At 33.8% G+C, this 24,779-nt stretch carries 23 protein-coding genes and 1 pseudogene; 8 read left to right on the top strand and 16 right to left on the bottom strand.

Features of this window, described 5'->3' with window-relative positions; all coding sequences use genetic code 11:
* Positions 1–11: 11 nt before the first annotated feature.
* Positions 12–563, bottom strand: coding sequence for a C40 family peptidase (locus ACRBBL_RS03360; RefSeq protein ID WP_431367629.1), 552 nt, complete (start codon positions 561–563; stop codon positions 12–14).
* Positions 564–729: 166 nt separating this feature from the next.
* On the opposite strand from ACRBBL_RS03360, the gene ACRBBL_RS03355 reads away from it, so the two are divergent.
* Positions 730–1,254, top strand: a complete 525-nt coding sequence (locus tag ACRBBL_RS03355) for a hypothetical protein (RefSeq protein WP_431367628.1) — start codon at positions 730–732, stop codon at positions 1,252–1,254.
* Here ACRBBL_RS03355 and lpxB read toward each other — a convergent pair.
* The 3 genes from lpxB to surE are packed head-to-tail and all read right to left on the bottom strand — an operon-like array spanning position 1,241 to position 3,427.
* Positions 1,241–2,353, bottom strand: a complete 1,113-nt coding sequence (lpxB, locus tag ACRBBL_RS03350; protein ID WP_431367627.1) for a lipid-A-disaccharide synthase — start codon at positions 2,351–2,353, stop codon at positions 1,241–1,243. The genes ACRBBL_RS03355 and lpxB overlap by 14 nt on opposite strands.
* Before the next feature lie 8 nt (positions 2,354–2,361).
* A complete protein-coding gene (locus ACRBBL_RS03345) occupies positions 2,362–2,658 on the bottom strand; it encodes a hypothetical protein (protein ID WP_431367626.1) in 297 nt (98 codons plus the stop codon).
* Positions 2,648–3,427: a 5'/3'-nucleotidase SurE gene (surE, locus tag ACRBBL_RS03340; protein WP_431367625.1), complete on the bottom strand. Its 780-nt coding sequence runs from the start codon at positions 3,425–3,427 to the stop codon at positions 2,648–2,650. Before surE ends, ACRBBL_RS03345 begins: the two co-directional genes overlap by 11 nt.
* Before the next feature lie 237 nt (positions 3,428–3,664).
* Between surE and ACRBBL_RS03335 the strand changes: the two genes are divergently transcribed.
* The 5 genes and pseudogenes from ACRBBL_RS03335 to ACRBBL_RS03315 form a co-directional block, all read left to right on the top strand.
* On the top strand, positions 3,665–5,791 hold the full coding sequence (locus ACRBBL_RS03335; protein WP_431367624.1) for a carboxy terminal-processing peptidase: 2,127 nt from the start codon (positions 3,665–3,667) through the stop codon (positions 5,789–5,791).
* Positions 5,792–5,901: 110 nt separating this feature from the next.
* On the top strand, positions 5,902–7,011 hold the full coding sequence (locus ACRBBL_RS03330; protein WP_431367623.1) for an ABC transporter permease: 1,110 nt from the start codon (positions 5,902–5,904) through the stop codon (positions 7,009–7,011).
* 102 nt (positions 7,012–7,113) lie between these two features.
* Complete coding sequence (locus tag ACRBBL_RS03325; RefSeq protein WP_431367622.1) at positions 7,114–7,746, top strand: hypothetical protein; 633 nt, start codon at positions 7,114–7,116, stop codon at positions 7,744–7,746.
* A 205-nt stretch (positions 7,747–7,951) separates the two neighbouring features.
* Complete coding sequence (locus tag ACRBBL_RS03320) at positions 7,952–8,461, top strand: hypothetical protein (RefSeq protein WP_431367621.1); 510 nt, start codon at positions 7,952–7,954, stop codon at positions 8,459–8,461.
* Positions 8,462–8,480: 19 nt separating this feature from the next.
* Positions 8,481–8,625: pseudogene (locus ACRBBL_RS03315) on the top strand (ABC transporter permease); the annotation flags it as partial.
* A gap of 58 nt (positions 8,626–8,683) precedes the next feature.
* On the opposite strand, the gene ACRBBL_RS03310 reads toward ACRBBL_RS03315, so the two are convergent.
* On the bottom strand, positions 8,684–9,010 hold the full coding sequence (locus ACRBBL_RS03310) for a hypothetical protein (RefSeq protein WP_431367620.1): 327 nt from the start codon (positions 9,008–9,010) through the stop codon (positions 8,684–8,686).
* A 133-nt stretch (positions 9,011–9,143) separates the two neighbouring features.
* Between ACRBBL_RS03310 and ACRBBL_RS03305 the strand changes: the two genes are divergently transcribed.
* Positions 9,144–9,986: a DNA/RNA non-specific endonuclease gene (locus ACRBBL_RS03305; protein ID WP_431367619.1), complete on the top strand. Its 843-nt coding sequence runs from the start codon at positions 9,144–9,146 to the stop codon at positions 9,984–9,986.
* Between the two features lie 128 nt (positions 9,987–10,114).
* On the top strand, positions 10,115–10,735 hold the full coding sequence (locus ACRBBL_RS03300) for a hypothetical protein (RefSeq protein ID WP_431367618.1): 621 nt from the start codon (positions 10,115–10,117) through the stop codon (positions 10,733–10,735).
* Positions 10,736–10,796: 61 nt separating this feature from the next.
* Here ACRBBL_RS03300 and ACRBBL_RS03295 read toward each other — a convergent pair whose 3' ends face one another.
* The 11 genes from ACRBBL_RS03295 to gndA form a co-directional block, all read right to left on the bottom strand.
* Positions 10,797–12,356 carry a vitamin K epoxide reductase family protein gene (locus ACRBBL_RS03295; protein ID WP_431367617.1) on the bottom strand — a complete coding sequence of 520 codons (1,560 nt, stop codon included), beginning with the start codon at positions 12,354–12,356 and terminating at the stop codon, positions 10,797–10,799.
* Between the two features lie 212 nt (positions 12,357–12,568).
* Positions 12,569–13,861, bottom strand: coding sequence for a rod shape-determining protein RodA (rodA, locus tag ACRBBL_RS03290; RefSeq protein ID WP_431367616.1), 1,293 nt, complete (start codon positions 13,859–13,861; stop codon positions 12,569–12,571).
* Positions 13,854–15,737, bottom strand: a complete 1,884-nt coding sequence (mrdA, locus tag ACRBBL_RS03285) for a penicillin-binding protein 2 (protein ID WP_431367615.1) — start codon at positions 15,735–15,737, stop codon at positions 13,854–13,856. The genes rodA and mrdA overlap by 8 nt, the downstream gene beginning before the upstream one ends.
* Positions 15,734–16,240 carry a rod shape-determining protein MreD gene (locus tag ACRBBL_RS03280; RefSeq protein WP_431367614.1) on the bottom strand — a complete coding sequence of 169 codons (507 nt, stop codon included), beginning with the start codon at positions 16,238–16,240 and terminating at the stop codon, positions 15,734–15,736. The genes mrdA and ACRBBL_RS03280 overlap by 4 nt, the downstream gene beginning before the upstream one ends.
* A complete protein-coding gene (gene mreC, locus ACRBBL_RS03275; protein ID WP_431367613.1) occupies positions 16,241–17,062 on the bottom strand; it encodes a rod shape-determining protein MreC in 822 nt (273 codons plus the stop codon). It lies immediately after the preceding gene.
* A 7-nt stretch (positions 17,063–17,069) separates the two neighbouring features.
* Positions 17,070–18,107 carry a rod shape-determining protein gene (locus ACRBBL_RS03270; RefSeq protein ID WP_405302835.1) on the bottom strand — a complete coding sequence of 346 codons (1,038 nt, stop codon included), beginning with the start codon at positions 18,105–18,107 and terminating at the stop codon, positions 17,070–17,072.
* A 67-nt stretch (positions 18,108–18,174) separates the two neighbouring features.
* Positions 18,175–19,707: a bifunctional phosphoribosylaminoimidazolecarboxamide formyltransferase/IMP cyclohydrolase gene (purH, locus tag ACRBBL_RS03265; RefSeq protein ID WP_431367612.1), complete on the bottom strand. Its 1,533-nt coding sequence runs from the start codon at positions 19,705–19,707 to the stop codon at positions 18,175–18,177.
* Between the two features lie 357 nt (positions 19,708–20,064).
* Entirely contained in the window at positions 20,065–20,832 is a 768-nt protein-coding gene (locus tag ACRBBL_RS03260; protein WP_431367611.1) for an SDR family NAD(P)-dependent oxidoreductase, read from the bottom strand.
* A 21-nt stretch (positions 20,833–20,853) separates the two neighbouring features.
* A complete protein-coding gene (locus ACRBBL_RS03255; protein ID WP_431367610.1) occupies positions 20,854–21,552 on the bottom strand; it encodes a FadR/GntR family transcriptional regulator in 699 nt (232 codons plus the stop codon).
* Positions 21,553–21,564: 12 nt separating this feature from the next.
* The gene (locus ACRBBL_RS03250; protein ID WP_431367609.1) at positions 21,565–22,839 is read right to left on the bottom strand and encodes an Nramp family divalent metal transporter; all 1,275 of its coding nucleotides are present in this window, start codon (positions 22,837–22,839) and stop codon (positions 21,565–21,567) included.
* Positions 22,840–22,859: 20 nt separating this feature from the next.
* The gene (gene gndA, locus ACRBBL_RS03245; RefSeq protein WP_431367608.1) at positions 22,860–24,752 is read right to left on the bottom strand and encodes an NADP-dependent phosphogluconate dehydrogenase; all 1,893 of its coding nucleotides are present in this window, start codon (positions 24,750–24,752) and stop codon (positions 22,860–22,862) included.
* Between the last annotated feature and the right edge of the window lie 27 nt (positions 24,753–24,779).

Below are 24,779 nucleotides of genomic sequence, written 5' to 3'. Positions count from 1 at the left end.
AAAGCGAATACCTACAGAACCCTTCGCGCTTCCGTAAACGCATTCTTCCAATAACGTTCGTCCAAAGAAGAAACTAAAACACCTTTAGAAGTCGTTGCATGAATAAACTTAATAATGCCACTTTTATGGGAAACAACTAAGCCAACATGGTTGATGCGTTTTCGATTCTTATTCGTCTGAAAAAAAAGTAAATCACCTTTTTTAACAGCGTTCAATTTAATGCGTTTTCCTTTGGTTGCTTGTTGATATGAAACTCTAGGTAACTTCACTTCATTTTCACCAAAAGCGATATAAGTTAGTCCTGAACAATCCATTCCTTTACGAGTGGTACCACCAAACTTATAGCGAGTTCCTTTATATGCCATTGCCGTTTTTATAATAGCAGCAGCTTTTGTAGAAGTACTTTTGGTAGCCTTTGAAGTTTTTGTAGTCTTTCTAGTTTTGGTCGTTTTGTTTACGACTTTGGTAGATTTAGAGGTTTTTCGTGATGAAGTTGTTTTTCTAGAAGAACCACACGACACTACAAAAATAGCAAGGAAAAGTAACAGTAGTTTACGAATCATACAATATGCGTTTTCGCTAAAGTAACAAAATCTGATTATTTAGAATGCAAAAATGATTCAAAATTGAACTAGGCAAACTAGTTAACTCATTGAAAAAGATAATTCACTAATTTTAGATTTCTTTATAGCTGTAAAAAAAATACATTTGAGAATAAATTGAAATTCAATGAAAAAGAAAGAACTACTATTACTGACCTTACTTCTAAATTTTACTTTTAGTATTTCGCAAACCAAAACTGAAATTGACTCATTATTAAATAGAATTACTAAAACAGAAAACTCCAAAGAAATAATAGACAATGTAGATGCTAAAAGAGTAATAGCTTATGGAGAAAGATCTTTAATGATACTTGCTAATTTTTTTGTAGATACAACTTTGACTAAAGTTAAATCAGAATGTAATGATGGATATTTAACTAAAGGAGAAATAGCAATCATATTAGCAGATAGAATTGAAAGAATGCCATATTTTACTGTTACGAGAATTCAAAATTGCACATTGACATTTTGTAAAAATAATCCCAACTTGATAGAGTATTATTTTAGTTCAAATAATTTTCTAAACAACAAAGTGTTTCAAAATAGATATATAGAATGGTTATATAGTAAAGACAGACTGAAAGAAGTTAAAGGTAAAGCACGACGAGAACGAAAAAAGCTGTTGAAAGAATGGAAGGCTACTTTTCAATAGCGCCACAAATCAATTTTGCAGCATTAGCACTCGCACCTTTGCCACCTAACTTTTGTTCAAGTTCGTAGTAATCTTCAAAAAGTTGTGTGCGTTCGGTATCATCTAAAATTTTAGACAACTCTTTTTTAACGTTCTTAGTAGTGAAATCATTTTGAATCAATTCTTTTACAACTTCTCTATCCATAATCAAATTCACCAAAGAAATATACTCTAAAGTAATAATGCGTTTGGCAATTTGATACGAAATATTATTGGCTTTATAACATACCACTTGCGGTACTTTGTACAAAGCAGTTTCTAAAGTTGCGGTTCCAGAAGTAACCAAAGCGGCTGTAGCAACACATAACAAATCATAAGTTTTATTATCTATAAACTGAACGTTTTTACCCTGTATAAACTGATCGTAAAACAATTTTTCTTGACTTGGCGCGCCAGCAATGACAAACTGGTATTCAGAAAAATCATCAACCACAGAAAGCATCACGGAAAGCATTTTGGTAATTTCTTGTTTTCTACTTCCTGGAAGTAATGCAATAATGGGTCTGTTGTCTAATCCGTGTGCTGTTCTAAATTGTGCACCATCTACAGGTGCTCTATCTGCAATTGCATCTAACAATGGATGTCCTACAAAATGCACATCATACTCATACTTTTTATAAAACTCCTTTTCAAAAGGAAGAATCACTAACATTTGATCAACGTCTCTTTTAATCTTTTGGACTCTACTTGCTCTACTTGCCCAAACTTGCGGTGAAATATAATAGTTAGTGCGGAAACCTTCGGCTTTTGCCCATTTTGCTACGCGCAGATTAAAGCCAGAGTTATCAATAAAAACGACAACATCCGGTTTAAATTCGGCAATATCTTTCTTGCAAAAAGAAATCATACCCAAAATCTTACGGAGATTCATAATAATTTCAATGAATCCCATAAATGCACGTTCCTTATAATGCATGACTAAAGTACCACCAACTTCTTGCATCAAATCGCCGCCCCAAAACCGAATATCGGCTGTAGGATCTTCCTTTACAATGGCTTTCATCAAATTAGAACCATGTAAATCTCCCGACGCTTCTCCTGCAACAATGTAGTACTTCATGTCCTTAATTATCCAAGTAATTTATGTGCAAGTACAGCAACAGCGATTAAAATAGTAATCACTAGTACGCCTTTTGCATGTGCTTCTTTATTATAATGTAAAAAGCCAAAAAAAGCTGCAAAATTTAAAGCGGCTCCAAATACCACAACTGAGCTAATTTCGGTACCGTTCATGGCAAAATCCCACACTGCACCAATAGATTTATTTTGTTGGTATGAAACAAATATCAAGTATAAAAATGTTCCTAAAATAGTAGTGCATAAACCAACAATAGCACCTACAATTACATCTTTTTTATTTTTCATTGAATCCTAAGCTATTAAGTTTTTGTATCGCGTGATGCGCTGTTAAATCAAACTGAACTGGAACAATAGAAACATATCCATTTGCTAATGCCCATTCGTCTGTATCTTGTCCTTTATCTTGATTGATGAAGTTTCCAGCAAGCCAATAATACTGTTTTCCATGCGGATTGGTACGCTTGTCAAAATCTTCTTTCCAACGTGCTTTTGCTTGTCTGCACACACGAATACCTTTCATTTCTTTCGCCTTCAACTTTGGGAAATTCACATTTAGCACTACGCCTTCTGGTAAACCGTTTTCCAATACTTTTTGTGTAATTTTTTTTACATATTCTTTTGTAGCATCAAAATTGGCTTCCCAATCGTAATCCAACAAAGAAAAACCAATAGCAGGAATTCCTTCCACACCAGCTTCTACAGCAGCACTCATAGTCCCTGAGTAAATCACATTAATCGAAGAATTTGATCCGTGATTAATTCCAGAAACACAAATGTCTGGTTTCTTATTTAAAATTTCATTTACAGCAAGTTTTACACAATCTACGGGTGTTCCTGAACTTGAATATTCAATTTGCGGTCCATCATCAATAGTAATCGCATTGCAATAAATTGTAGAGTTTACCGTAATCGCATGTCCCATACCACTTTGTGGACTATCTGGAGCAACAACAATTACATCTCCTAATTCATTCATTACATCAATCAATGCACGTAATCCTGGGGCTGTAATGCCGTCGTCGTTTGTGACTAAAATTAAAGGTTTTTCATCCATAAAAAAAGTACGTCATTTTAAGTTGCTAAAGTACACAATTTACTTTTTACTTGCACACGGAATTAGCTTTAACAAAAAATTAGTAACATTGTTAAAAAACGACCTATTTTTTTCTTTATTTTAGTAAAAAATTAAAGATATCAGTGTGATTACCTTTATGGTATGAAAATTGAAACCTAAACTACACGCTGATTTATGAGAATGATAAAAAATAAATGTGTGAAAATAAGAGCTTTTATGAGAAGGAATAAAATATATTTAGTGATACTGTTAGTCTTTGCGATGGTGTCCTGCGGTTTTGCCAAAAAATCTTTTGACGATCCAGAAAAAGATAAAACATTAGTTGACTTAATTTCTTATGTGCTAGGTAGATGGCATTTTGATCCTCAAGATATTAATGATGATTTTTCAGAGAATGTATACAATGATTTTATCAATTCGGTTGACCCGATGAAACGCTACTTTTTAACTTCTGACCTAGAAGAGTTTAGCGAATACAAAGATAAAATTGACGACGAAATCAAAGAACCAGGAGTAAAATTCTTTAGTTTGGTGTACGATCGTTTGATGCAACGTATGGAAGAATCTAAGAAGTTTCAAGCGGAATTACTGCAAAATCCTTTCGACTTCACAAAGAATGAAAACATTGATAGGGATTATGAAAAACTAGGTTTTGCAAAAAATATTGCAGAATTGAAAGAACGTTGGAGAAAAGAATTGAAATTTTCTGCACTTGCGAATTACGACATCAAACTTGAAATTGAAAAAAATAAAAAGAAAGATGATGCTTCGTACAAAATAAAAGAGTTTGCTGCTTTAGAAAAAGAATCGCGCGAATCTACAGCAAAAACCTATGTTGAGTTTTTTGATTTAATGAGCGATTTAGAACGAAAAGATTGGTTCAGTATCTACATCAATGCTATTGTAGAAGAATTTGATCCGCATACTTCATACTTAGCACCACAAGACAAAGATCGTTTCGATATGAACATGTCAGGAACACTAGAAGGTATTGGTGCACGTTTACAAAAACGTACTGAAGGTGCTAAAATATTTGAAGTAATTTCTGGTGGACCAGCTTGGAGAAGTAAAAAGATAGAAGCAGGTGATGTTATTTTAAAAGTTGCTCAAGAAGGTGAAGAACCTGTTGATATTGTTGGAATGCGTTTAGATGATGCTGTCAAATTGATCAAAGGACCAAAAGGGACTAAAGTAAGCTTAACAATGAAAAAAGTTGATGGTTCTATCGAAATCATTACCATCAAAAGAGATTTAGTTGAGATTGAAGAAACCTATGCAAAATCGGCTGTAGTGAAAAAAGGACAGCGTACTTTCGGAATCATCAACTTACCTAAATTCTACGTAAATTTTGAAGATTATAACAAACGAAATGCTGCGAGCGACGTGAAACAAGAAATTGAGCGTTTGAAAGATCAAGGTATGGAAGGTTTGGTATTAGATCTTAGAAATAATGGTGGAGGATCGTTGAAAACTGTAGTTGATATGGCAGGATTCTTCATTAAAGATGGACCTATTGTACAAGTTAAAAGTTCAGTAGATGGAAAAGAAGTATTAGAAGATGAAGACAGTCGTATTCAGTGGGATGGACCGTTGGTAATTTTAGTAAACGAACTTTCTGCTTCTGCTTCGGAAATTTTAGCAGCTGCATTGCAAGATTATAAAAGAGCCATTGTTATTGGAAGTAAACAAACGTACGGAAAAGGAACGGTTCAAAATATTGTAGACTTAAACAGATTTGTTCGTGGTGGCGATGGAAATGTAGGTGCGTTAAAATTGACAACACAAAAATTCTATAGAATCAATGGAGGATCAACACAACTAGAAGGTGTAAAAAGTGATGTGGTTGTAGTAGATAAATATAGTTTTATCGATGTAGGAGAAAAAGATCAAGAAAATCCATTACCTTGGGATCAAATTGATCCAGCTTCTTACGATCTTTGGGATGGTTATATTGGTTATGAAGAAACCATCAAGAAGAGTAAAGAACGTATGTCGGACAATGCACAGTTGAAGTTGATTGAAGAAAATGCAAAGTGGATTAAGAAACGACGTGATGATAATGTGTATCCTTTAAACTATGCAGAATACAAAAAAGAAGCAGATGCGGATGAAGAGTATGCAAAACGTTTCAAAGCGATTTCTGATTATGATACAAGTTTAGTATTTACTTCGTTACCGTATGAAGAGTTGCTAATGAAAAAGGACTCTACATTGCAAGGAAAAAGACAAGCTTGGCATGAAGATTTATCGAAAGATGTTTATGTAGAAGAAGCAATTAACGTATTAGGAGATATTCAACTAAACAACATCAAAAAGAAGAAACGATCTGTTGTAAAAGGTTAACTCGATAATCGAGATTTTAATGCTTCAAGGCTTGCGTTAAAATATTTTTAATTACTCCTTCAAAATACTTCAAGGATTTGTTGCGAAGTAGTTGACTTTAAAAGATATAAATGAGTAAAAACTCAAATTCACTAACAAAATTAGCGCTCCAGAAATTCAAAAAGAATTTTTGGGGCGTTTTGAGTTTTAGTTTTATTGTACTCTGTGCATTCATCGTAATTTTTGCCTATGTGTTTACGCCAGATGATACAAGGAATGCAAATCAAATGCATTTGTCAATTCATTCCAAAAAACCTGGATTTTCTGTGCAGATGTTAACAATTCCTTCCGCAGAAAAAAAAGAAGAAAGTTTTATAAATACACTTTTCTTTGGGAAAGAGAATGCAGCTACCGAAATTCCAATCACAAAGTATAGAATAGATAACAATCAATTCTTTATCACGGAATATACAGATGATGCAGTTGCAGGAATTGAAAAGGAAATTCCACTCAATTCATTTCCAACTTTGACACAAGCAAGCGAAATTCCAACACAGTTTATTCAGCAAAAAACGTTTTATTTTGGAACTGATAAATATGGTAGAGACGTATTGAGTAGAATGCTCATTGGAATGCGAATTTCCTTTACTATAGGATTTGTCGCTGTGTTTATTTCCCTGTTAATTGGAATTACATTAGGATCATTGGCAGGTTATTTTGAAGGGAAAGTAGATGCTGTGATTATGTGGATTATCAACGTAACGTGGTCTATTCCAACTTTACTACTAGTAATTGCTATTACGCTTACGCTAGGAAAAGGCTTTTGGCAAGTATTTGTCGCCGTTGGGCTCACCATGTGGGTTGAGGTCGCCAGAATTGTTCGTGGGCAAGTATTGAGTGTAAAACGAATGCAATACGTAACAGCTGCTCGCGCATTGGGTTATCATGATTTTAGAATCATCATCAAACATATATTGCCAAATATTATGGCGCCAGTTATTGTAATTTCGGCAGCAAACTTTGCAGCAGCCATTTTGATAGAAAGCGGATTGAGTTTTTTAGGAATAGGAGCGCAACCGCCAATGCCTAGTTGGGGTGCAATGATAAAAGATCATTACAGTTATATCATTCTAGGAAAACCGTATCTAGCTATTATTCCAGGACTTGCTATTATGAGTTTGGTGATGGCATTTATGTTGATTGGAAATGCACTGCGAGATGCTTTGGATGTAAAAAACTAAAAAGCGTGATTTCTTTTCTGATCTTCTTGTGTTGTAATTTTATTCGCTAACTTAGTTCCTGACCAACACAAACATCTTATAAAAGATTAAAATAAAAAAAATATGAGTAAGCATTTCTCATTCCTTCTGATTTTTGTATTTGTTCTGAATTCTTGTTCGGCACAAAAAAAAGAAGAAAAACTAGTCCTAAAGAGTTTTGAAAACTACAAATCTGCAATTCTAAATGATAAAGGCGAAGAAGCTGTTAAATATGTGGATAGCAGAACTCTAAAATATTATTCTGAAATGCTTGCAAAAACGAAGGGTGCAGATTCACTAGAACTAAATGACCTCGCTTTGATGGATAAACTAATGGTACTTTCGATTAAACATCAAGCAACCAAAAGTGAAATACTTTCACTTGATGCAAAAGGGCTCCTGATATATGCCATAAAAAAAGGGATGGTTGGAAAAAATAGTGTTGCAAATAATTCAATTGGATACATAGAAATAGACGGGAATTTCGCAAAAGGGCAATGTGTTGTAAATGGACAAAAAACACCTATTTATATGCACTTTTACAAAGAAGACGATATATGGAAAATTGACTTGACGTCTATTTTTCCTCCCGTAGTAAAAGCATTTAAAAAGATACAAGAACAAAGTGGACTTGATGTTAATGAATATTTACTCTCTCTTCTAGAAATGATAACAGGTAGGAAACCCGGTAGTGAGATTTGGAAAAAAATAGAATAAATATTTTACAATATTGCATTTGAAAACTCTGCGCGTTTTCAGTAGCATAAATCGTACACGAATACATTATAAAGAATATTAAAAGCAAATGATTTTCAAACTAATTATTCTAGGAATCTTTTTTCTGTGGGGTAAGAGAATTTGGAAAAACAGGAATGAACGTACAAGATTAAAATTAATCTTAAACATCACACTGTTTTCCATCATGTTCATTTATCTTACCTATCAAACAAGAATGCTTCCAGGTTCTGAGGCAATAAGCAATAGATTGTATGTACAAGAACTTACTGGGAATCAATTTTGGGTGACAGCATCTTTTAAAAACACTTCCGAAAGAGCATTTAACGGTGATGGATATTCAATATATATATACGATATTAGTGACGATGTAGCTAATTCTTTTCTAACTCCTTCGCCAGACTTTTTTACAGAATTCCCAAAGAGTGATAGAGACTCATGGACAAAAGTTACATGGCGCAAGAGTCCAATAAAAGAAAGTGAGAATAAAATAGTAGATTTTGCAATATGGAGTAGATCAACATTGCCAGAAAGCAATAAACTTAAAGAAAATAAATTGATTCGAAAGATTCTGTCTGAAAAAGGAAATTACTATGCCTATGCGGTAAGTATCCAATCTTATGGAGTCTCTAATGTAGATTTCTATATCTTGTCTCCAAAAGAAAAGAAACTCATTTGTATAAATCATAACACATAGCGCAACCGCTAAGTTGGTCGCAATGATAAAAGATTACTACAGTTATATCCATTCTTGGAAAATCGTATTTAGTAATTATTCCAGGACTTACCATTATGAGTCTAGTGAATGCTTTCATGTTGATTGGAAATGCATTCCGAGATGCTTTGAGTGTGAAAAATTAAATAAAAAAAGCGAACTCGTAAGCTCGCTTTTCAATATCCTTATTTCTTAATGGTGTATTTACCCATTTCCAACTCTGTGTCCTTTTGCAAAACCGTTTCCAGCTTTATGTCTCAGTATCAATTTATCTTCATCAACTAAACCATTTCCTCCTCGATGTTTCAAAATGCAAGTGTTAATCCTAGAGCCTTCTGCAAGACCATTTCGACCTCCATGTTTTAAAACAAGACCATTTCCAGCACCTCCAACAGTATCTTTTGTTATTGCAATTTCGTTTCCTTTATCTCCTGCTGTGGTGAGTCCATTTCCTCCTGTATGCCCTGAGGCAAATCCTAGTTGTACCATTCCCAAAATTGCTAATGCTACAATAAAAACATTTTTTTTCATCTTGTTAGTTTTATGGTTAATGCGATAGTATTTTCAAATACTATGCCAATTAAATTATGTGTATGTTTTCCGTTGGTGAGTGTAGCGCTTTATCATTTATGATTACATTTGTGGAAGTATAAAAAAGATCCTTTTGAAAAGAAATAAAATATATCCTTTAGTAGCATTGTTAATTGGTGCGATATTCATCGTGTATGAAAAATACAATGAAGCTCCTAAAGTCACTACTTCCAATCCGAAAATAAAAGTTCACGGAACCAAGAAGCAAACAACAGATAGCAAACCAAAAACCTTAACAAATAACTATTATTTACCAAGTTCAACTACAGGGCAAATAGTGCATCATGAAGGATATTCATTGTCATATCATGAAGCTTTTGAACAAGCGGAATGGGTTGCATACGAGTTGAAAAAGAATCAAGTTGTATATACAGATTTCAAACGTCCATACTTTGAACAAGATGATGCTGTGAAAACAGAGTCGGCACATTGGAGAAACTACAAAAAATCTGGGTACGATCGTGGACATTTGTGTCCTGCTGCCGATAGAAAATATACCAAAGCTGCGTTTATAGAAACATTTTTAACGAGTAATATTTCGCCGCAAGAGCACGAATTTAACGCAGGTGTTTGGAACCGATTGGAACAAAAAGTACGCTATTGGGCTAAGAAATATGATGGAGTATACGTAGTGACAGGAGGAATTTTAGAAAACAACCTCAAAACAATAGGAAGTGAAGATGTTGCGGTGCCAAAGTATTTTTATAAAGTTTTATTGGATAACGCTAACGGAAACACAAAGATCATTGCTTTTTTAGTGCCGCATAAAGCTTCTAATAAACCATTATACGAATTTGTAGTTTCGGTAGACGAACTAGAAAAACGTACAGGAATTGATTTCTTTCCAGCATTAGATGATGCAAAAGAAAACAAGCTAGAAGCGATGACAACTTATAAACAGTGGAGTTTTCGATAAACTTCATTCACTCATTGAAAAAGCTACTTTACGAATTAAAGAACGCCATCAACTCATTTGTAAATTGAAATTGAAAAAATAAGGTTAAGTTTGAAGTAGAAGTTAACAACTATCTAAAAGCCAACCTGATGAAATCACTTTTTGTTACAATCGCATGTGCGTTATTCTCCGCGATTTCTTTTTCGCAAACGGATCAAAAAAATCAAATAGAACTCACTTCTGATGATACCATCAAAACTTCTGAAATTCAAGATATTCTGAAATTTGAAGGTATAGAATATTTAAAACTTAGTTTTACAGGAAAAGAATTAATAGATAAAAGTTACAAACTAACTGTAAAAGAAATTTGGGACGGAAAGCTAAAAACAGAAAGTACAATTGTCGATAGCAAAGAAGCACCATTCGATCAACTTAAAAAGGTAAATGATACTGTTTTTAATCTGAAAATCATTTCAAAACTAACAAATGATCACAAGTTAAAGATGACGTTTAAATTCCCTAAATTTTCTAAAAAACAAAAATTTGATGCGATACCATCGGAAGATTATAGTCTTCGAAATATAGCAGAAACCACAGAGGCAGCAATTAAATACGGAGAAAGTTTTTATTTGCTAGCGTATATTTTACCCTATGAAAAAGATGGTAACAAGTATTGGTGTGCTGTAGAAAGTAGTGGAAAAGATATAGAAAACTGGGGAAAAGAATTCGGAATCAAACACTATCTCGTCTTTGAAATGATTTTTGAATAAAAAAATATTTCACGCAAACTCGTTTATGTCACTTCAAACATTCGTAAGTTCAAAAAAAAATTTAAGAGACTTCGCCTGAACCTTCTTGCGAATCCAAAATCATATCTTGAATAAACAATGGTAAATCCTTAATTTCATACGATTTCGGGAAGAATTGATTGTTTAAAATACTTGCTGGTGTGTAATGAACATCGTTAATATCGCACCATTTTCTGTGCGTGTCTATGACTTCTATAGCCATGGTGTTTTCAGAAAGACCAAATTTCTGTTGCCAAATTTCTACATCTCTATTGGCAAACCATTCTTTAAGTGCCGCATACGATTTTTTTGGATCGAGCAAATACAAATCAACTAATTTGGTAGCAACTTGTGTACTTTTATTTTTCTCGTCAGGCGGAACATTAAAAATAAACTCTAACTGAATATCATTTCCGTAGGTACTGATCAATTTGTCATACGATTCAAAAGCAGCTGTACAATATCCACATAAGGGATTGGTAACACCTTGTAGTTTAATAGCACCATTTGGGTTTCCAAAAACAACACGTAATGGTTCTGATATTACGTTAGGATTAATAACACTTTGTTCCTTAAGCATTGTTTTAAACAATTCAGGGTTTCGCTTAAACTTTAAAAAATCAGTTTCTGTAGTCGCCAATTTTTCATGACTTTCCCAGTACGATTTGCAAAAAGTCCAAGCAATATAAATGAGTGCAAAAATGCTGATTGACTTTACAATATATGCCGTGTATATATACCACGAATAATTATACGTAACAAGTAATAAAGCAGTTTGTAATATTAAAATTCCAGCAATAAGTAAACATAATGCACACCATTGCTTCAATACAAAACCTTGTCTGAATAACGCATAAATGACCACAGGAATTCCTGCTAAAGACATCATTAATAATGTACCGTCATGAAACCCGATAGAAGATAATACTAAAAATAATCCTGCAAAAAACACAAAAGAAGCATCGCTCAAAGAAATAATTCCAAAGATTTTATTTCCTTTTGTATTGATGACTTCTCCACAGGTACTACTCTTAGAAATAGCGCCACAAACTTTGGCAACAGCTTTGCTTTTAATGCCTAAATCTTCTCGAATGATTAATATACTAATGTACAAGCCAACTAAAGTCAATGCTGTATATAATAAGTGCGCGAGGCTAAAACTATAAATTACATTTGCCGAAGCAACCGCAGCTACAATAAAGTAGGGAAGTGCTTCTTGAATAGATTGTATACTGCTGGTTTTTTCTTGCTCTTCTACAGCAACAATAGTTCCTGTCCAACGTTCGGAAAACATTGCTTCAGAAATTTTCTCTTTCTTTTCATCTGCATTTACAATTTGTATTCCGCCGCGTTTCTTTTCAACCAAAACAACTTCGTCACCACGTTCACCTTTAACCAACGCCAAAAATGAAGACGGCATTTTTTCCAAAGCTTCTTTTGGAACTGTAGCGGCTAAATTTTCAACTTCGAAATAATCGAGCGTATCGGTAATCGATTTTAAACTTGGATATTCAGGATGTGATAATAATTGTAGGTTCAACAACTCACGATTGATGTACAAATAACTATTATTTGTTAGTAAAGAAAGTATAATGTGTTCCATTTAGTTGTTTCTAATTTTGGTAGGGGAAATTAAAAATTTGCCATAATGCAAGCTAAAGATAGAAAGTATTTTGAAAGTTTATAGTATGAATAGGTCTTTTTAAGAGTTCGTACTGTTCAATTTATAAAATAAAGAATTTAGGATACTGATTTTTATAGTTTTAGTTTTTTTGGGAATTAATTGGTTGTAAAGAAGAATTATCAATAAAAGTATTACCACTCATTAATTCGATTCGCATCCAGCTTAATAAAAATAAAAAGCAAAATAGTGAATCCCCAAAGTCCCGAACCACCATAACTAAAGAAAGGCAGCGGAATTCCAACCGTAGGAAATAAACCAATTACCATACCTACATTAATGGCAAAGTGGAAAAATAGAATCGCGGCGACACTATAGCCATATACACGACTAAATTTATTTTTTTGCTGTTCGGCTCGGTGTAATATTCGTAAAAGTAACATCACAAATAAAAAGATAACTGCTGTACTACCAATAAATCCCCATTCTTCACCAACTGTAGTAAAAATGTAGTCTGTATCTTGTTCAGGAACAAAGTCTCCTTTGGTACGTGTTCCTTTAAGCCAACCTTTCCCCCAAAAGCCACCAGAACTAATCGCGATTTCTGATTGAATGGTGTTGAAACCAAAGGTTTTTCTAATTTTTTCAAGCTTTACAGGATCTTTTTCAAGTCCTAATACCAACGTAAAACGATCGCGGTGATGTTGCTGAAATACATTGTAAAAGATATAATTTACAGCTAAGATAAATGCTATTGCAGCAACTAATGATGTTAAGGCTAAACTTGTTTTTCGCTGTTGCTTCAATCTCTTTTTGAAGAAAATAAAAATACACGCAAGTCCTAAGACTGCAGTTCCAATAATAGTATATATATAACCAACTTTAAGTGTAATGACAAATAAGAATACAAGTAAAAAACCTATCAATAAATAAATAGGAGGCAAGCCTTCACGATACAAAACAAAAAAGAACGCCATATATACCATCGCACTTCCTGCATCGGGTTGTAGCATGATGAGCATTGGTGGGACTAAAATAATAGCAAAAGAAATTAATTGATGCTGAAGATTGTTTATGTTGGTCTGAATATCACTCAGAAATTTAGCCAATGCAAGTACAGTGGCAACTTTGGCAAACTCTGAAGGTTGCAGTGTAAAACTTCCAATAGCATACCACGATGTAGCGCCATTTATATTTTTACCAAAAACCATTAAACCTAGTAAACTCAGCAATCCAGCAATATAAATAATACTAGAAAACCGTTCATAAAACTTGGCTTCTATCGAAAGAATAAGAATAATTAAGATAATACTTGTACCAATAAAAAACAGTTGTTTTCCGTACAACTGAGTCATGTCTAAAATACTTGTAGCGCCTTCTGTTACTGAAGCTGAATAAATATTGACCCAACCAATTCCTACTAATAAAAAGTAAAACAATATGGAAAGCCAATCTATTTTTTTGACAAATTTTACTTCTCTACTCATTAATTGTAAATGGTTTTCCGCTTAGTGGTTTTGCATATTCTTCTTCCAAACTCTTTTCTAACACCAACTTTTCCATTGCTTTCAAAGTAATTTCACCTTTGATGTACTGTTCAATCATTAAGCTAGAAATTTTTCCAGCCCAACGCGCTCCGTAATATCCGTTTTCTACAAATACAGCAATGGCAATCTTAGGATTTTCTTTTGGCGCAAAGGCTATAAAAATAGAATGATCTGTTAGCTGTGTACGTTTTCCGTCAATTTTAACGAAGTTTTCGGCAGTTCCTGTTTTTCCACAAATTTCAATGCCTTTAACATTTAAATTTCGTGCAGTTCCACCTTTTTTCATGCTAAATACGTCGTGCATTCCTTGTATTACAGGTTCAAAATGTTGTTTGTCTATTGTGGTATGTTTTGGTTCTGTAAAGTGTGGATCTTCAATAGGTTTTCCGTCAATTTTTTTGATAATATGTGGCGTAAAATAATGACCTCTATTGGCAATTGCAGCCGTCATATTTGCCAATTGAATTGGTGTTAATTCTACTTGTCCTTGTCCAATAGCATTTGAAATGGTATTTAATACGTGCCATTTATTATGCTTAAAGTAACTGTTTGTATAATAATCTCCTGTCGGAATTCTTCCTTTACGACCTGTAGATAAATCATTTCCAAAATAATCACCCAAGCCAAAACTTTTAATATGATTGCTCCATGCATTCATTCCTTCTTTTGGCGAGTCGTATTTACTAATAATTTGACGATACGCATTCGCAAAAAACGCATTGCATGATTTTGCTACACCGTTAATTACGTTGCGTTTTCCGCTTCCGCAGTGACAACCCATTTTTCGTCCACTACGTCCGTAAATATAACCGTGATGACAAGTATATGTGGTTTGCGGTGTAATTACACCTTCTTGTAACGCTACTAGAGCATTTAATGTTTTAAATGGTGATCCAGGTGCGTACTGCGCTAATAATCCTCTGTCATACATAGGTTTTCGAATAGAATCGTAATGCATAGCATTGTAATTCTTTGAACGTTGACGACCTACTAATAAATTTGGATTATAGGTTGGTGCAGATACCAATGCTAAAATTTCTCCTGTAGCAGGTTCAATAGCGACAATTCCGCCACGTTTGTTTACCATTAACTCTTCGCCATACGCTTGTAATTTGCTATCAATCGTAATTTGGATGTCTTTTCCGTTTACAGGAAGTGTATCATAACGTCCATTCTCATATGAGCCAATAACTTTACTATGAATATCTTTTTGAATACGCTTGACACCTTTGGTACCACGTAATTCGTTTTCATAGGTCTTTTCAATTCCTGTACGACCAATTAATTCTCCTGATTGGTACTCTGGATTCTTTTTTAAATCGCGATTGTCAACTTCACTTATGAAACCTAGTACATTGGCTCCATGATTGGTTTGATAGTTACGAATAGAACGTTTTTGAATAAAGAATCCTTTGTAATGGTGCATTTTTTCTTGAAGAAAGGCATAATCCTTCTTTGCTAGTTGCGCTACAAATACAGATGGAGCTCGCCAAGAATGCTTGATAGATTTTTTGAAACGTTTTTTAAAATCTTCTTTGGTAATGCGTAAAAATTTACAAAACTCTAAAGTATCTAGGGCTTTCACTTCGCGCGGAATAATCATGACATCATACGAAGGTTGGTTTGCTACCAGTAATGTTCCGTTTCGGTCATATACATAACCTCGTTGCGGATACGTATATTCTTTTTTGATGGCACTATCATTCAAGTAATTGGTTGCAACTTCGACATCGTTAAATAATTGCAAATATGAGAGGCGCCCTGTGTAGATAAGTCCAACAGAAATAATAATAAGGTATAACAAAAGTTTCCTCATGAATTTTTTCGACTAAATAAAGTTATTGATAGTGTGATGATTAGAATAGTAAAGATACTAAAGAATGCGGTATTTCTTAGAATTATAAGTATCGAAGAAATGTTAAAAATTTCTAATAGAAAAAAGAAGAAGTGATGAATTACCGTTAAGATAAGAATATACATCATACGTTGTCCAAATGCTGTATTTTCAAGCTTTACAGATTGATGCTCATAACTTATTCCAAAAGCAAAGCGCAATACAAACGGTCGGATAAAGGCAATAATTAAGCAAGCAGCAGCATTGGCACCACCTGTATCTGAAAACATATCTACTGTAAGACCTAATAAAAAGGCGATGACTAAAAATAAACTTCTGTTTGCGTTCAACGGAAATAGAAAGATAAAGTAAATATATACCAACGGATTTATGTAGCCCAAGAAATCGATATGATTGCATACCAATACTTGCGCTAATACAGCGACTATAAATCGGACACTATTCCAGAAAATAACTGAACCCATTTAATTTTTAGGAGCTAATAAATTATCAATTTCTTCTCTGTGCAAGTTTTCAATGACGTATACATGTTCTAAATTGGTCATGTCGTTGAATAATTGCACGTTTATGTTGTATAGATTCTCAGTAGTGTTTAACTGAAAATCTTTTACGATTCCAATAGGAATGCCTTTGGGAAATAAAGTGGAGTTTCCACCTGTGATAATAGTATCATTTGCGGTAAATTTTGCCAATTTCTCTATATCTTCCAATTGCACAATGTTTGGATTTTTTCCATCCCAAGTAAGCGTTCCAAAATGATTGGTGTTTTTTAGTTGCGCGTTTATTTTAGAGATAGAACTTAAAATACTTGTAACTGTTGCATGACTTCCGCCAACGCGATCAATTCTACCAATAACTCCTTTAGTGTTTACAACGCCCATATCGGTTGCAATGCTATCATTACTTCCTTTGTTGATGAGTAAGGTATTATTTGGATTGGAATAACTGTTTTTGGTGATTCTTGCAGCGCGAAACAAATAATTAGTCGGATAGGAAGTACTATCAATAAATTGAACAGTACTTAGACTGTCTTTTTTATTGTAAAGAATATTTTTGAGTTGTCTATTTTCTTCAACCAATTTTTCATTTTCAGATGCTAAGTTGAAATAGGAAGAAATTCCATTTGCCTTTTCATAAATACCACCTGAAATCCAATTGGCAGAGTTGATAAATTTACTTCTATGATAGGAATGCGATTGAATCGTAAAGAGCAAAGAAATACATAGCAACACTAAAAACAGAATAAAGTTTTTATTCTTGATTAGAAAATTAATAATATGTTGCATGCGTTATTTAATTCTTCTTCCCTATTAATACACTTTTAAATTTACTTAAGTTTTTCAGGGTAATTCCTGTTCCACGTACTACGGCACGCAATGGATCTTCGGCAATATATACGGGTAAATCTGTTTTTTGAGATAGACGTTTGTCCAATCCGCGTAACATAGATCCACCACCAGCAAGATAAATTCCTGTATTGTAAATATCGGCTGCTAATTCAGGAGGCGTTTGCGATAAGGTTTCCATCACAGCATCTTCAATACGTAAAATAGATTTATCTAACGCTTTGGCAACTTCACGATACGAAATTTGTACTTGTTTAGGTTTTCCTGTTAATAAATCACGTCCTTGAACCGACATTTCTTCTGGCGGAACTTCTAAATCTTCAGTAGCAGCTCCAATTTGAATCTTAATTTTTTCAGCAGTACGTTCTCCAACATATAAGTTGTGTTGTGTACGCATGTAATACACGATATCGTTGGTAAATACATCACCGGCAACTTTTACAGATTTGTCACAGACAATTCCGCCCAAAGCGATCACGGCAATTTCAGTAGTTCCTCCACCAATATCAACAATCATGTTTCCTTTAGGTTGCATGATATCGACACCGATACCAATGGCAGCTGCCATTGGTTCGTGTATCAAATAAACTTCTTTTCCATTTACACGTTCTGCCGATTCTTTTACGGCACGCATTTCCACTTCTGTAATTCCTGATGGAATACAAATAACCATACGCAATGATGGCGGAAATAACTTCTTTTTAAGTGCTGGAATATTTTTTATGAAAAGACTGATCATTTTTTCAGACGCATCAAAATCTGCAATTACACCATCTTTCAATGGACGAATCGTTTTGATGTTCTCATGGGTTTTTCCTTGCATACGAGCAGCTTCCTGTCCGACAGCAATGATTTTATTCGACATCCTGTCCCTGGCGACAATAGATGGACTATCAACAACGACCTTGTCATTGTGAATAATTAAGGTGTTTGCAGTTCCTAAATCTATCGCTATTTCCTCCGTTAAGAAATCAAAAAATCCCATGTGTTATGTCTTCCTATTTGTGTACGTTTATAATTCATCTTTAGTGACTTATAAAGGTACGAAAAAATTAATGTTTAAAGTGTCTTGTCCCAGTAAATACCATCGCAATATCAGCTGAATTGCAATAATCGATGCTCAATTGATCTTTTATTGATCCACCAGGCTGAATTACCGCTTTAATTCCTGCGTTACCTGCAATTTCTACACAGTCAGGAAACGGGAAAAAAGCATCACTTGCCATGACAGCTCCATCTAAATCAAATTTAAAAGCATTCGCTTTTACGATCGATTGATTTAAGGCGTCAACTCTACTTGTTTGTCCTGTTCCGCTTGCACATAATTGTTTGTTTTTTACTAAAACAATTGTGTTCGATTTTGTGTGCTTGCATAATTTAGAAGCGAATAGTAAATCTTCTAACTGCGCTTCCGTTGGTTTATTGTTAGTCGAATATGTTAAATCTTCCAGAACATCTGTTTTTGCATCTTTATCTTGAAGCAATACTCCATTTAGACAGGTGCGAACTTGCATTTTTGGTAAAGCAACTTCATTTTGAATTAAAATGATTCTGTTTTTCTTTCCTTTTAACGCTTTTAAGGCATCTTCTGTGTATGATGGTGCAATAACTACTTCACAGAATAGTTTGTGAATTTCGTCTGCTGTTGCTTTGTCAATTTCTGTATTTGCAATTAAAATTCCGCCGAAAGCAGAAACAGGATCACCTGCTAATGCATCTACATATGCTTGGTGAATTGTTGAACGCGTTGCAAAACCACAAGCGTTGTTATGTTTTAAGATTGCAAATGTTGGATCGTCGTTTGTAAACTCACTCATTAAGTTTACCGCAGCATCTACATCTAATAAATTGTTATAACTCAATTCCTTCCCGTGAAGCTTGTTGAACATCTCATCGAAGTTTCCAAAGAAGAATCCTCTTTGATGTGGATTTTCTCCGTAGCGCAATACCTTTCCTTCTGTTTCGCTTACTTTCAATGCAGCAATTGCATGATCTTGGTTGAAGTAGTTAAAGATTGCTGTATCGTAATGAGAAGAAACATTAAATGCTTTGGCAGCAAATGTTTTTCTGTCTGCTATTGAAAAAGTTCCTTCTTGTGTTTCTAACAAGTTTAAAAAGCCTTCATAATCGTTTACTGAGGATACACAAAGTACGTCAGCAAAGTTTTTAGCAGCAGCTCTGATTAGAGAGATTCCACCGATATCAATTTTTTCAATAATATCTTGTTCACTCGCACCCGAAGCTACGGTTTTTTCAAACGGATATAAATCTACAATGACAATGTCGATTTGTGGAATTTCATATTCCGCCAATTCAGCAACATCGCTTTCATTGTTTTGACGATTTAAGATTCCTCCAAATACTTTTGGATGCAATGTTTTTACACGTCCGCCTAAAATAGAAGGATATGAAGTTACATCTTCTACAGGAACGACAGGAATACCAAGATCTTTGATAAATTTTTCTGTTCCTCCAGTAGAGTAAATAGTGATGTCTAATGCATGCAGTTTTTCTACGATTGGAGCTAAACCGTCTTTGCTAAAAACCGAAATTAAAGCTGATTTTGCTTGTTTCTGGGAATTCATTCGAGTTGTGTTGTTTAAATGTGTTGTTGTGAAGCCGCAAAAGTAATAATTAACACGTAAAAAACACGTTCTTAATCAAATAAAAATAGAGAAATTTAGCTTGATTTTAGATTGATTCGTGAAATGCTAAAATTAACGCATAAAAAAGCTGACGGACATTTTGAAAAATGCACATCAGCTTTTATTTTTTTGTTTCAAAGAGCAATCTTTATTTAAATAGAATTTACATTGAAGATATCTCAATACTAACTGCTCATAGCTCAATGCTTAAGAAAGGATCTGGTGTGTGAAAAACGATATCAAGTTTTGTATAAAGTCTATTTTAAAAAATGAAAAGCTCCCCGTTTATTATATAAATTACATGTTGTAAACGCCTCCGTTAATGTCTAATGTAGCACCTGTAATAAATCCGTCATATTCTGATGCTAAATATAAGACTGCTCGTGCAACATCATCTGCATTTCCTGCTCTTTGAATTGGAATACCAGCTATTGTTTTAGTAGCTGATTCTTTGGTTGTATGTGTGTTGTGAAACGAAGTGCCAAGAATAAGACCTGGCGCTACGGCATTTACTCGAATTCCGTCTGGACCTAATTCTGAAGCTAATGCTCTTGTAAATGTCAAAATTGCACCTTTGCTTGTGGCATATGCCAAAGAGCCTGCGTGTCCGCCTTTTCTACCTGCAAGAGATGATAAATTTACAATGCTGCTATTTTTATTTTTTGCTAAATATGGTTTCGCTGCTCGTGTAACAAACATCATAGACGTCATGTTAATGTCCATTACTTTATGCCAAAAATCAGTTTCTATTTCATTCAACATTTTGCGTGCAACTAAAGAACCTGCATTGTTGATTAGTATGTCTAATCCGTCAAACGCATCAATCGTTTTTTTAACGAGCGTATTGGCATCTGTCTCTTTTGTTAAATCGCCACTAATGGCAATGGCTTTTTGTCCTTTGCTCTTAGCATACTCAACTAATTTGTTTGCAGTGTCTGCGCTTGAAAAATAATGAATTGCAACATGAGCACCATTGTCAATAAAGTGTTTCGTAATAGATTCTCCGATGCCTTGAGCTCCAGCTGTAATGAGTACTTTTTTACCTGTTATTTTTGTGTTTTTCATCTTTTAAAAATATTCAACGTATTATTTTTTTACGATATGTTTTGATAATTTATAAAAATGGTCTTCCATCATTTTTTGTGCAAGAGCACTATCTTTTGATTTAATGGCTACATAAATATTTTCATGCTTTTTAATTTCAGATAATACTTGGTCACCTTCACAAACAGTATCGCTGTCATAAGCTGCGAGAATTGGAGGTGTAATTAAGAGCATTAGTGTTAACAATGTATTGTTTTTACTAGCTTTTGCAATTGCTAAATGAAATAATAAATCTTCTTCTAAATGATCTCCACCATCAATCATTTTCATCTTATAGGAATTTAAAGCATCCTCAATGCTTAGTAAGTCAGCTTCAGACCTTCTTTCTGCAGCTAAGCAAACCGTTTTTAACTCTAAGGTTATTCTTGTTTCTACCAATTCGTTGAATGAAGGAACATCGAGTTCAATAATTTCATTGACAATTCCATTAAAACCAATTAATCCAATGTTTAAAACCGTTCCGCTTTGTGCCATCGATTTTAGGACTCCGTAAAACTCTAGTTTGCGAATAGCTTCACGTATTTGATTTCTGTTTACGCCAAATTTTTCAGATAGTATTCTTTCTGAGGGTAATTTGTCTCCTTTTTCCAGATTCTTAGAATTTACCAAGTCTCGAATTTTGGAAATCACATCATTCTGTAATGATTTTTTTTTGTCTTTATCTATTAAACTAATTTTCATAGGAATCAATTTTTAAAAATATTCTGTCAGTGCTACAATTCCGTTAAAGGAAATCACTAAAGAGAAAAACATAGCTGCGTAAAGTCCAAGATTGACCCAAATACTTGTTTTATAATCTTTCATTACTTTTTTATTATTTACCAATAGAATAATACCAAGAATAACAGCTGGTAATACAAATACATTGAATACTTGTGATAAAATTTGAATTTCAATAGGGTTTCCACCAAAAACAGGACCGATTAAAGCAACTAAGCAAGCGATAAAAGTTACAATTCTAAATTGTTTTGAATTGGTGTCTAACTTTCCTGATTGATAATCTGCCAATAACAATGGTGCTATTAAAAGACAAGGGAAAATAGAAGATAATCCAGCGCTTAAGGCACCGAAAAAGAATATAGTTACTGCCCATTTCCCAGCCACAGGTTCTAGCGTGTTTGCCATGTCTAATACATGATTGACTTCTTTTCCTTCATAAAAAAGTGCGCCAGCAGCAACGGCCATAATAGTAGCACTAATGATAAATATCAAGATAGCGGCCACTATTGAATCTCTTTTTTGTTGTTTCAAATTTTTGATGGTCCATCCTTTTCCCTTTACAAATAAGGGTCTTGATAGAAATGTTGCGGCTGCCATAGTAGTTCCTACGAAAGCAGCTACTAACATTTTTCCACCAGGAACATCTGGTATTGACGGAATTAATCCTTTTATGACATCATTAGGAAGCGGATTTACAAAGCATAATGAAAAAATAAATGAGAACCCCATCAGCGTTACAAATATGATTAGGATTTTTTCAAAGAACGAATACTTTCCTATGAGCATCAGTAGGTAAAAAACAGCAATGATTACAATTGCGATTGTTAAAACAAACATGTATTTATGCTCGTTGATACCTTCAAAATTGACCGCTAATATTTCATAAATGATGTTGGATGAAATCCCTAAAATTCCCATCAAAGAATTCCATTGTCCGAAAGTAATTCCTATGATGATCAATATGGCTAAAATTTTCCCGTATTTCAAATGTTTTTTAAAACCATATAAAGCTGTATCGCCCGTTATTAAACCATAGTTTCCATACGCAAACATTAAAACTCCAGAGAATAAACAACTTAATAATAGTACCCAAAGCAATTGCATATTAAACTTGCTACCTGCTACAATCATAGAAGTTACGCTACCTGTACCAATCGTATAACCAATGGCAAAAATACCAGGTCCGAAAGCTAAAATGATCTTAATAATTTTCTTTAGAAAAGAACTCTTGTTATCAGAAACTGCCATAGTTTATTGTTTTTAATAGATTAATTTTCATTCCAATGCGTATGATAAAATTTTCCAGAAGCATCATCTGTTCTTTCATACGTATGTGCTCCAAAATAATCTCGTTGTGCTTGAATTATGTTTGCGGATGAATTTGCTTTTGAAATACTATTCAAAAAACTAATCGCATCGGTTAAGGTTGGAATTGCTACTTCGTTTACAATTCCTGCTGCTACAACTTTTTTTATGGATGGTTTTAAGGATTGTAATTTTTCAATGATTTCTGGAGCCTGTAATATATGATCAACCGTTTTAAAAGTCGTCACTAAAGACATCATTAAATCAGATCTGATGATGCATCCATTGGTCCAAATTCTTGCAAGTTCACTTAAGTTTATATTCCAATTGTAACGGTTTGATGCTTCCTTAATCAACTTGAAACCTTGGTAATGGTTGATGATTCTTGCAAACTGATATGCTTTTAAAATATCTTCTTTATTCGAGTTTAATGAAAGATCGTTCGTGTCAAAATGTGCACTTAGGGCACTTCTTTCTTCTTTAAAAAAAGAAGTGTAGCGTGCAAATAGGGAAGTAGCTATCATTGTACTTGGAATACCTAATTGTGCTGTAGCAATGGTAGCCCAATTGCCTGTTCCTTTGTTTCCTGCTTTATCCATAATTTTATGAATCAACCAGTCTTCACCCTCTTTTTTTCTTAAAATATCTATGGTAATCTCAAGTAAATAACTGTTTTCAATTGCTTTCCAAGATTCTAAAATAGCAGCAATTTCATCTGGGTTTTTCCCTAATTTCTTTAATAAAGTAAAAGCTTCAGCAAGCAATTGCATTTCTGCATACTCAATTCCGTTGTGAACCATTTTTACGAAATGCCCACTGCCTTCAGATCCTACATAGCTACAACATGGCAGATTGTTTTTGTCTTTTGCGGCTATTTTTTCTAAATAAGTTTGTACTTTTTTATAGGTTTCTTCATTTCCACCAGGCATTATTGAAGGTCCATACAAAGCACCTTCTTCTCCACCAGAAACTCCAGTACCTATAAAGTGGATATTTTTAGATATCAAGTAATCGTGACGTTCTTTCGTTTTGTTATAGTTCGAATTTCCACCATCAATTATAATATCTCCTTCAGATAAATACGGTAATAAATTGTCGATTACCAAATCGATGGTTTTCCCTGCATTGACCATCAACATTATTTTTCTAGGTTTTTGTATAGAACTTACAAAAGATGCTACATCATCAAATGGAAGTGCTGTAGCTAATTCAGGGAATTTATTTTTAAAATTGAGCGCTATATTTTCTTCTTTACCAGCTACATGTCTGTTAAATAATGAGAGTTTTATACCATTGTTGGCTAGATTTCTACTCAAACTTTTCCCCATCACACCTAGTCCGAAAAGGCCAAATTCAGATTTTTCATTGAGTTGATTTTTTATGATTTCTACAATATGTTCGGGAGATTTTTCTACGTTTATTTTGATAGCATTTACAGGTGCTTCCAAGATGTCAAATTGTGATTTTAGAAGTTCAGAATTCATAAAATGGTTTTTTCTATTGTCTAGCCGTTTTTTAATTTGAAGGAAAGAGCCATGTAGAAAAACCCATTCAGAATGCTGTTCTATTTGATGATTTAGAATGTCTCGGTACGCTTGTTTTAATGCTGAACAAATAATGATACAACTCTTCTTTACTTTTACATGTTTTATTGCCAAATCATGCAAGCTTTGAAGCCAGTCATATCTATCTGCATCAGTTAATGGTTTCCCATCAGACATTTTTTTAATGTTCTTTTTAGAGTGAAAATCGTCTCCATCAAAAAAAGGAACCTGCAATTCTTTGGATAACAGGTTTGCTATGGTGCTTTTTCCAACACCAGAAACGCCAATTATAAAAATGATTTTAGTTTTCATCCTAATGAAATTATGAACAATTAAATT

The sequence above is a fragment of the Kordia sp. genome (assembly GCF_050633145.1).
Taxonomy (GTDB): domain Bacteria; phylum Bacteroidota; class Bacteroidia; order Flavobacteriales; family Flavobacteriaceae; genus Kordia.
This window is presented reverse-complemented; position numbering and strand designations above follow the sequence as displayed.